Below are 9,962 nucleotides of genomic sequence, written 5' to 3' on the forward strand. Positions count from 1 at the left end.
GTCTGTTTCCAATTCCTTATAAGAAAAGCTCCAACGGTATCTCGTATCAGTCTCTTAAAATACATTAAATACACAAATGGTTTAATGCAGATTTTTGAGAGGCTCATTAGATCACTTACTTGGTGAATGATGCTGTTGGTGAAATTATCAAAGACAATTCTAATTATTTTTGGACATTAAGAGAAACTTATCTTTAATTATATTTCTATTTTTATCTTTCGTCATATAAATAAGTTGTATAAACATTACAAATAAATAAAGTTTAAATTACAAGAAAACGTCCTGTATAGAACCGTTACACCATCAATATTCAGTGCTATTCAAATCTATACTATAATTATGGTTGTTTTCAACCCAGAAAGTAATAGAATTATCCGGTTCTATGTCATAATCAAGGAATTTTCCAGATGTGTTGTCGTAAACCTTAGTATCTTTTCCAGCGTTTATGTTTACATTTATATGGGCAATGCCACCGTTTGTGTGTGCATCAAAAAGTGCAGAGTTTTCAGTATGTCGCAGGTTCTCAAAAGTGGCATCGTATGTATTTCGACTTATTTGACTGTACTCATGAAAAGACACTATTGACATATTGTTTGACTCATAATTATCTACCCAGTTTTGAAATTTTGAGCGGCTAATTGAATATTTTATAGCTGGATCCTTATCAAGCTCATGAGTAAATACCGGATGTACCATACCTGCTCTGGATGCTGTTTCCCACCATTCCCAGGTATCATCTTCCAGACTTCCAATATATTTTTCCGTATGGATCCCCGAGTCCCCATTTCTCCAGAGCATCCCTAAGTTTTCATACGCATAAAGAGCGTGCGTAATATTATCTCTGTTTCTCATGGAGCACCAGCTTGTTGGTTTTCGACCGATTTTTTCATACACATATGAATATCCTTCATCCATTATTTTAAAAGCCTGTTCAAGTGGAAAGCTGTTCAATTCCTTTGAGTAATGTACACCTACGTCCCATGAATCATTGATAACCAGACCACGCAAATATTCAAGGTCTTCTTCATCGCGCTGCTCAAGGAGTTCTATATCAAACCATATTGTTCCTCTATTTTTTTTGCTGTTAAGGTAACGTATCCCCTGCTCGGTTGTATTTCTAACATGTGGACCATCGATTCCGAAAGCCAGCATTTTGTTACTTCCAATCGCAGTTATAAACTTTCTTTCTGAAGTCTGGCTTATACTGTATATATTTAAATCAAGGTGTGTTCCTTTTCCAAGTACAAAAGAAGTGAACTTAATGTACCCATTTGAAATATCCACATACGGCAATCTCTGCCTCTCGGTGTTATAAAGTGGGGTCACGATACATTTGCCATCTTTTGCAAGAATAGTGTTTGTTTTGTTATATCCATCAAACCTAATCTCAAAATCAGATTTTTCTGCCGCATTCCCGATGGATATGGATTCACATCTGATATCTTCTGAAGAATCTTTAAAATAACTTTTTAATATGATATTATTATTTACTTTTTGGAGAATCAACTTTGAACCCGGGGTATTAAGCTCGACAAAGCTTTGAGGGTCATCCATCTCTAAATCTATTGAGATTTGGTAAGTGCATTTAACCATTGGTATAAGCCTGCAGATGTAAAGTGATCCAATCTGCCTTGGCTGCTCCATATAGTGAATCAGCGGAATGGAAGCGGCTTCACAGAACTGATAAGCTTCTGAAGATTTAACTAAATCTATCGTATATACATTTATTCCGGATTCTAAAACAGTGTCTGCAACCGGAAGCAAACTGTACGGACATGAACAGGAGTCTCTTCTTACTTTATACTGTAGTGCTTTTGAGGTCTTGAAATAAATCTCTGACTTAAGCATCCCGTAAATTGCAGAATATAATTTGTCATAAATCTTATTACCCTGAAGTTTTGCAATAAAAACATTTTTTGGAACGCTGTTAGATTTGGAGTAGTTTTGTGAAAATAAGGTAAGAATGCCTTGATCAATATTCTCACGAGTTTTTGGAGTATCCTTACATGGGAAAGCTTCAGTTCCTCCGATAAATAAACTACTCAGTATAGACGGTATTAGAGAAAACATTTTTAGGTGACTACGGCTGTTCACTAAACCACCACATTAATTTTATATTCTATTTCCCATCCGACTTCAGTTCTTCTAATTGAATGCCCATCTGAACAGCCTTTTAAGTTCGAAACATTATTGTATGATATTTGTACTCGTAATACATTGAGCGTACACAAACCATTCTAAAACCATGCTTATTTGCAATTTTCTCAATTATGTAGGGATTGTGTGCAAACCCCAGAATGTCTTTTGGGCGTCTTTTCAGGCTTGCCAATATTGCAGTCCGAAACTCGAAACCTGTTTTGCATAAAATTTTCAAGCCGTTTGCGTCTTGTGAGAATAGGCCTATCTTCCATAGTGGATATAGGCGGGAGTCCAGTATGTCAAAAAGTACTATTTTGCCATCTTTATTCAGATGCTTTGATGCATCAGAGATAAATTTATCAATTTCCTGAAATGTCAAGTACTGAATTACACCGGCTGCGGTTATTCGATCAAAAGAAGAGTCAAGTTTTGTCCAGAGTGTTTCATGGTCAGCAAGAATTAGATCTATGTTTTTACATTTGTTTTTCTCGATCCTTTTCCTTGCTTCTTCTAGCATAGATTCAGAAAAGTCCACTCCTACAAGCTGTTCATACTCCGGAGCATAGTACGTCAGGAGTTCTGCAGCTCCGCATCCAAAATCAAGAAGTGTTCTACCCCCGTCAAGGTGGAACAGTTTTTCCCTGGCTTCCATAGAAAGAAACTCCTCAGATGAATATCTGTGCCCTCCATGTTTCTTATCTTTGAAAAAATCTTTCCAGACATTTTTCGATTTCGACATGTTTTTTGGACTCCTAAATATTGCTCTTTTCTATATTCCTTTTCAGTCAATCCGTAACTCCCAGATTAGCAGTTTTTTAGCTATTTATTGGCTGGTTCGAACTGCAAAAGAGAAAAACAAATTCCGATTTTACACATATGCGCATAAATATTTATATTTTTCTAATTTGATATTCTGAGATCAATATCATGAGCTACCAAGAAAACTAGTGTTCTACTTTTACCCCCAACAAATTTAAGTGTAGTTATGTCTGCTTCTAAAGTGTATACCTCTTAATATTATTTTAAAGATTTTTAATATAATATATATTTTTCTGTTTCATATTTATTTGAAATAAATACTCAAAAATTTCAGTTAATTTTAAATTTAAATATAATACATAGTCTAATTGTTTATTTTATATTAAAGATTGCCGATTTGATTAAAATCAGTACTATATAGGTCTCAAAATAACTACTATGTATAAATTATAAATTTTGCATTATGTCTTCACTAAATAGGTGATGTGTTACGGTAATCTGTAGAACATTATTTCCTGCCATATAAATCAAATATAGGAGGAACTTGTGCGGACTTACGAAAATTAATTAACGGAATCTTGTATGTAGTTACGACAGGTTGTACATAGAAAGATATTCCTCCCCACTAAATAAAAGAACACCGATGAAGGTATATTGGATCAATTTCAAAAAGAATAACATAATACTAATTTTTCAGTTATATATGATTATTCAAAATGCTCTTGTAAAGATGTGAAATCAAAGAATCTCATACATTATTTTCTAACCTTAGCAGCGATAACGAAGTTAAGTTTTGGACTTGAGTCCACAGTCTAATTTAAGATTTACTACTTCTCTGCAAATGCAAAAGTTGATTGACTGTAAATTAATAAACTACAAGATTTCTTTGTCACTTCTAAGTTATTTTGTGTTTTTTGTAAAGTATTTTCTTCTCCAGTAGAGTGCGACATTGACAAGTCCGATCATTACGGGTACTTCAATCAGAGGGCCTACTACAGCTGCAAACGCCTGCCCAGAACTGATGCCAAAAACTGCTACTGCTACGGCAATTGCAAGTTCGAAATTGTTACTTGCTGCAGTAAAAGCAAGAGATGTTGTCTGCTCGTAATTAATTCCCATTTGTTTACAGATAAGGAAAGAGAACCCAAACATAGTTACAAAATATATTAAGAGAGGTATTGCAATCCTTACAACGTCCATTGGCAGTGCAACAATGTATTCGCCTTTTAGCGAGAACATAACAATAATCGTAAACAATAGAGCATAAAGTGAAATTGGACCTATTGTTGGAATGAGTTTGTTATCATACCATTCGATTCCTTTTGAGGGGCGCAGGAAATAACGGGTTAAAAAGCCAGCTGCAAAAGGAATTCCCAGATAGATCGCAACACTTTGAGCAACTTCTCCCATGGACACATTTATTTCCATACCACTAATTCCCATCCATTCTGGCAGTATAGTTATAAAGAAATAAGCAAAGATGGAATAGAAAACCAGCTGAAAGATTGAATTAAAAGCAACAAGTGCAGCTGCATATTCATTATCCCCATCTGCCAGGCTGTTCCAGACAATCACCATTGCTATGCATCTGGCCAGACCGATTAGAATAACACCTACCATATATTCAGGATATGCCCTAAGAAATATAATTGCCAGGATAAACATTAAAATCGGGCCAACGATCCAGTTTTGCAGTAAAGATAAGCTTAATACCTTATGATTCCTGAATACCGTGCCTAACTCTTCATATTTAACTCGTGCAAGCGGAGGATACATCATGATTATTAACCCAATGGCAATAGGGATTGAAGTGGCACCAATTGTCAAACTCTGTAAAAAAACTGCAAAATCAGGGAAAACGAAGCCTAAAGCTACACCGATAAACATAGCCAGAAAGATCCACAGGGTTAAATAACGATTTAAAAAAGATAATTTTGATACAACGGATTTCAGAACAAACACTCCCCATTTATTAATAAATCCATTTGTTATAAAATTAATTTTTAATCAATCACAAAATAATCAATCACAAAATCTACCTTTTTAATTAATCACGAAATCTACCGCTTGCTTTGAACTTTTCTAATAGTGCTAAATATTCTTTACAAACGCATATTTTTTCGATCTCGTCGCTAATTATCATTGAAATAAAGGGAAATTTCAGAAAAATGATATTCTTGGGTCGATAATAGACCCACTGGTATTTTTCCAGAGGTTAATTCCTGCCATTTTCAATTTGTTCAGGTGTCTGGAAGCGTTGTATTGCTTAATGCCTAAAACTGCTTCAATATCACATACACATAATTCCCCATTTTTTAAAAGTTCAGTATCCTTACTCTGTTTTCATCAGCTAGCGCCTTAAATAGATAAACAATATCTGTGGGCACCACCGCCTATACATGAGTATATACAATTATACTCATATACCATTTAAAATCCATGTTTCACTACTGATTTTTAATGTTGCCCTGACCAGTCTAAGTAGTTACGTATATCTTTATTTGCTTTTATCCTAGATTATACCGTAATACATTTTGTTTGCTTTTAGCTGACATTAACGCAAATATGGGGAAGGGGGGAAATAAATAACTCTTAACAATACTTTCCAAAAAATCCTGATTGCAACAGACGGGTCCAAATATAGTCAAAATGCCGTACTCCAAGGAATGGAACTTGCAAAACTTATAGGTGCGAAGGTCTATGCTCTTTATGTGTTTAATAAAAATGCATATGTACCGCCTGTACTGGAAACACCGATTCATCTGGGTTCTAACTGGAACGTCATGGAAGAAATGTTGCGTAAAGAAGGAGATAATGCTATCCAATATGCTGAGAAGGTTGCAAAGGATAAGAAAATAGACTATGAAGGTGTGGTTGTAGAAGGTGATCCTGCTAGTGCAATTCTGGAGTTTGCAGAGCAAAACAAGGTAGATATTATAATAATGGGAACCCTTGGTAAAGGAGGATTAGAAAGATTTTTGCTTGGAAGTGTAACAGATAAGGTTGTAAGGCACTCAAAGGTTCCAGTTCTTGTTGTTAAGAAACAAAAGCAGAATTAAGGATATAAAAGGTTCATTATTGGAATTATTGAATATTGCCTGAGCTTATCCCAAAAGTCACTTTATTCATAATCGTTAGGAATTTTCGAAGTTGTTCCCATGATCTTGATTGATTATTCGCAATACAAGGCCCAAGAAGCAAATTTCAAGTTTTGGGATGAGCTCCCTGTAGATTTATGCAGTTATTTACTCTGCAGATTAAACCCGCGAGATCTATACAAAAAATGTTGATATATTGTTTTTAAGACCCAAATTCCAGAAAAAGATTGGGTATAAATAACAGCATTCTATATATCAAACAAAACTGATATGAAAACCCTTATTTAGAAGGCTTAACTTCTTTTATTTATGAGCTATTGCTGTCCTGTTGACCCTGAGAAAAAGAAGGAATGGGAAGATAAAATGCTCCAGGAAATCGATTTTCTGGACAACGATATAAAAAAAGCTAGTGAGATCTTTAGCGCTCTAGGGCATCCTATAAGGCTGAAAATTGCTTATTTTCTCTCACAGCGAGACCACTGCGTTTGCGAATTGATATTTAAATTGAACGAAAGGCAGAACCTTGTTTCTCATCACCTGTCAATCCTAAAAAACTGCGGGATCGTTGAAGCCTACAGCAGTTCAAAATGGCATTTTTACAGGTTGAATCCTGAATTTGAAGATATTTTTGATATTATTAAGCAGCTACAAAACAAAAAATCCGAATAAACCTAAATGAAAATCTGAATGAACCTCAGAAAATCAGAACAGGTCTTAATTAAATCTGAAATGAACAAAATTTAAAAATGAAAATGACTGGGGTTTTAGTCCTTACAGCAGCAACAGCAGTCTTCTTTTCATTTATTTTTATATTCTTCTGTCAATGTATCTTTTGTTTTTCCATTTGAACATGAAATCTACTTTATTTCATCAGCCTGGGAACTTTGTGAGTTAAAAATAGCTTTTACTCCAAATTTACAAGCAATATGTCTAATTCCCAATTCCCAAAAATATATATAGCTTTATATATTCAATACTTGCTGATATGATTAATGAAGAAAATATACAGCTTTTCAAAGCCCTAAGTGAAGACACCAGGTATAGAATTATCAAGGCGTTAATCGAATCTGAAAATAAATGCAGAGAAAATAAATATGGTAACAGAGGAGAGCTATGCGCCTGTGAAATCCCGGAAATAATAGGGAGGACTCAGTCCAATACTTCAATGCATCTTGCAAAATTACAGGATTGGGGGATAATTAAGGTAAGAAAAGAGGGGAAAAAGAGGTTATATTCAATCCAAAACGATAAAATCAGGAAAATTCTGGAAGTGCTTGAGGAATAAGATTTTGTATTATTATAAAAAACTCAAAAATTCTATTCCTTGGAAGCTATGAGTAAATTAAATCGTTTTTTCAGGAATTTGTACAATAGCAGTGTCCTCTTTGCATTATATGAGGTTTTCTTGTTTTTCTTTTTCTTCAGCAATCAACTGAATGTTTGCTGTTTTAGCTGATTAACTTTGCTGTTTTAGCTGACCAACTATTTACTCGAAGAAGGGTGTTTTTCTTTTTTCAATCAGCGAACTAACTTTCATCTCTAGTTTTTCATGGAAGTTTCTATATTCCGCATTTGTTTTCTTATTCAGCGAAGTTTCAGAGTTATTCTCAAAAAGATTCCAGGAAAGTCTATTGATATCAGTAAAAGTATATGGAGTTCAAAATGAATTAAATATTCTGAGCTCTAGGGAAATATTTAAATACGATAAAATATCATTATATGTTGATATATTTGTGAATTGAAATATTGGTACAGAAGTGACATAATGGAGGATCCAAAATGGTTGATATATTTTATCCTCTTCAATGGATTGCTGATAAACTGACATATGAGGTGTTTAAAATTGCACCTGACACACATCTTGCATCCAGTGTTAACTTTATCATTTATGATGTGCTGAAAATTTTTATTCTTCTGGATGTAATGATTTTTGTTGTTTCCTACATCAGGACCTATGTAACTCCAGAAAAAACCCGAAAAATCCTTGGAGGCAGAACAGGATTGCAATATCATCTATTAGCCTCCATGCTAGGAGTGGTCACACCTTTCTGTTCCTGTTCATCAGTACCTCTTTTTATTGGTTTTGTTGAATCTGGAATCCCTCTCGGAGTGACTTTCTCCTTTCTTATTACCTCACCTCTGGTAAATGAGGCTGCAGTTGCTGCACTGTGGGCCACCATTGGCCTTAAAGTAACCTTGATCTATATAGTATCAGGTGTTGTGCTCGGAGTTTTTGGTGGGTACATAATAGGCCTTCTGAAAATGGAAAAATATGTGGCTGATTTTGTTTACAAGATAAAGGTCGGTGATCAAAATATAGAGCAGGAATCTCTGAAAATAAAAGAAAGAGCTGCTATTGCCTTTGACAATGTTAAAGAAATCGTGGGAAAGGTCTGGATATACGTAATTATTGGAGTTACTTTGGGAGGAATCTTCCACGGATATGCTCCCGAAGGCATCCTTGCACAATATGCAGGGAAAGACAATTTGCTTGCTGTTCCAATTGCAGTCGTTATGGGGGTGCCCCTATACTCAAACGTTATGGGTATGATCCCTATCGTGGAAAGCCTTATTGGAAAAGGGCTTCCTGTAGGCACTGCTCTAGCTTTCCTTATGGCAGTTACTGCACTTTCGCTTCCTGAAATGATTATCCTGAAGAAGGTACTTAAAAAAGAGTTGATTGGAGCTTTTGTTTTAATTGTTACGATATCGATAATATTTACTGGATATCTATTTAACATTCTTCTCTAAGATTAATGTATCTACAACTTGAAAAACAAATAAATATCAAAATGATAAAACAAAACACGAGGTTAAACAAATGAAGATCGAAATTCTCGGAACTGGTTGTCCAAAATGCAAAAAAACAAAAGAAATTATTGAAAAAGTACTGAAGCAGACTGGCGTAGAAGCTGAAGTAATTAAAGTTGAGGATATTGAAAAAATCCTGAACTACGGAGTTATGGTTACTCCTGCAGTTGCCATTGATGGAGAAGTAAAAGTTGCAGGTAAGGTTCCAGACGAAAAAGATATTCGAAAATGGATTACTCAATAAAAAAGGAATAGTTCACTATTCAATTAATTAAAATAAGAAAAAACAAGCTAATAAGGAGTATAAAATTATGGCAGAAGAGGTAAAATGTGCATGTGGTTCGGCAAATGTGGCAATTTTCCCATGTAGTGGGGCTTCAAATGTGGGACAACTTTCAAATAAGGCCGCGATAGAACTCGAAAAACAAAACTTTGGAAATATGATGTGTACCGTAGGAATCGGGGCTAGAGCTCCCGGACTCATGAAATCCGCCGAGGCTTCAGAAAAGATAATTGCAATTGATGGCTGCCCGGTGAACTGTGCAAGCAAAACTCTTGAACTTGCAGGTTTTAAAGTGGATCGACATATTGTAATTTCTGAGTTAGGAATTAAAAAGAATAAAGACAAGGATCTCAAGGACAATGAAGTCTCAGAAGCTCTAGAAAAAACTTTTGAGATACTGCAGTCCGAATGATCTCGGTTTCAATTAACATTATGCATTGCTAAGGCCATATATCTTAATAATCAGAAGCTTAAATAACCAAATTAAGGGTGACAAGTTGACTGAATTTACTGTAAATTCTAATATCTGTGGTTTTGTTCACAAGATACGTGGAAGCAAAAAAGGAAATAAAATTATTGTTGACATTGAAACTCCATGTGAAAAGATAAAGAAGTTCTCTCACATGGAAGTTCCCATGATGGAAATTATGGATATCAAAAACAACTATGTGATTGATAGAGCACAGGAAGCACAGTGCTCCTCAAACTGTCTTGTACCCTGTGCAGTGCTCAATCTCTGCAGGTTGGAAAGTGGTTTCCTTGCAAAATCTCTCGTAAAAAAAGCGGGTAGTATTAGCATCGAGTTCAATGAAGTTTAAAAGAGGAAAAATTTTTCTCCTTTTTTAATTTTCAATCTAATATTCAATCTAATA

At 34.9% G+C, this 9,962-nt stretch carries 11 protein-coding genes; 7 read left to right on the forward strand and 4 right to left on the reverse strand.

All coding sequences use genetic code 11. From position 1 onward, the window contains the following. Nucleotides 1-303: 303 nt before the first annotated feature. The 4 genes from A9239_RS04875 to A9239_RS20855 all read right to left on the reverse strand — a co-directional run bounded on the left by A9239_RS04875 (nucleotide 304) and on the right by A9239_RS20855 (nucleotide 5,187). Entirely contained in the window at nucleotides 304-2,094 is a 1,791-nt protein-coding gene (locus A9239_RS04875; RefSeq protein ID WP_048121767.1) for a hypothetical protein, read from the reverse strand. A 79-nt stretch (nucleotides 2,095-2,173) separates the two neighbouring features. After that, nucleotides 2,174-2,878: a methyltransferase domain-containing protein gene (locus A9239_RS04880; protein WP_048121762.1), complete on the reverse strand. Its 705-nt coding sequence runs from the start codon at nucleotides 2,876-2,878 to the stop codon at nucleotides 2,174-2,176. A gap of 920 nt (nucleotides 2,879-3,798) precedes the next feature. Then, nucleotides 3,799-4,785, reverse strand: coding sequence for an ACR3 family arsenite efflux transporter (gene arsB, locus A9239_RS04885; RefSeq protein ID WP_230628946.1), 987 nt, complete (start codon nucleotides 4,783-4,785; stop codon nucleotides 3,799-3,801). 273 nt (nucleotides 4,786-5,058) lie between these two features. Further along, nucleotides 5,059-5,187, reverse strand: coding sequence for a hypothetical protein (locus tag A9239_RS20855; protein WP_203397951.1), 129 nt, complete (start codon nucleotides 5,185-5,187; stop codon nucleotides 5,059-5,061). A 326-nt stretch (nucleotides 5,188-5,513) separates the two neighbouring features. On the opposite strand from A9239_RS20855, the gene A9239_RS04890 reads away from it, so the two are divergent. The 7 genes from A9239_RS04890 (at nucleotide 5,514) to A9239_RS04920 (ending at nucleotide 9,908) form a co-directional block, all read left to right on the forward strand. Then, nucleotides 5,514-5,957 carry a universal stress protein gene (locus A9239_RS04890; protein WP_255361904.1) on the forward strand — a complete coding sequence of 148 codons (444 nt, stop codon included), beginning with the start codon at nucleotides 5,514-5,516 and terminating at the stop codon, nucleotides 5,955-5,957. 348 nt (nucleotides 5,958-6,305) lie between these two features. Next, entirely contained in the window at nucleotides 6,306-6,665 is a 360-nt protein-coding gene (locus A9239_RS04895) for a helix-turn-helix transcriptional regulator (RefSeq protein ID WP_011306695.1), read from the forward strand. 316 nt (nucleotides 6,666-6,981) lie between these two features. Next, entirely contained in the window at nucleotides 6,982-7,281 is a 300-nt protein-coding gene (locus tag A9239_RS04900; protein WP_048121757.1) for a helix-turn-helix transcriptional regulator, read from the forward strand. Between the two features lie 494 nt (nucleotides 7,282-7,775). Then, nucleotides 7,776-8,747 (forward strand): permease, encoded by a 972-nt coding sequence (locus A9239_RS04905; RefSeq protein ID WP_048121754.1) that lies wholly within the window; start codon nucleotides 7,776-7,778, stop codon nucleotides 8,745-8,747. Nucleotides 8,748-8,817: 70 nt separating this feature from the next. Beyond that, nucleotides 8,818-9,051, forward strand: a complete 234-nt coding sequence (locus A9239_RS04910; protein ID WP_048121752.1) for a thioredoxin family protein — start codon at nucleotides 8,818-8,820, stop codon at nucleotides 9,049-9,051. Nucleotides 9,052-9,118: 67 nt separating this feature from the next. Beyond that, the gene (locus A9239_RS04915) at nucleotides 9,119-9,502 is read left to right on the forward strand and encodes a putative zinc-binding protein (RefSeq protein ID WP_048121751.1); all 384 of its coding nucleotides are present in this window, start codon (nucleotides 9,119-9,121) and stop codon (nucleotides 9,500-9,502) included. Nucleotides 9,503-9,587: 85 nt separating this feature from the next. Further along, nucleotides 9,588-9,908, forward strand: coding sequence for a DUF6951 family protein (locus A9239_RS04920; protein WP_048121749.1), 321 nt, complete (start codon nucleotides 9,588-9,590; stop codon nucleotides 9,906-9,908). The last annotated feature ends 54 nt before the right edge of the window (nucleotides 9,909-9,962 follow it).

Source organism: Methanosarcina sp. A14 (assembly GCF_001729375.1).
Taxonomy (GTDB): Archaea; Halobacteriota; Methanosarcinia; order Methanosarcinales; family Methanosarcinaceae; genus Methanosarcina; species Methanosarcina barkeri.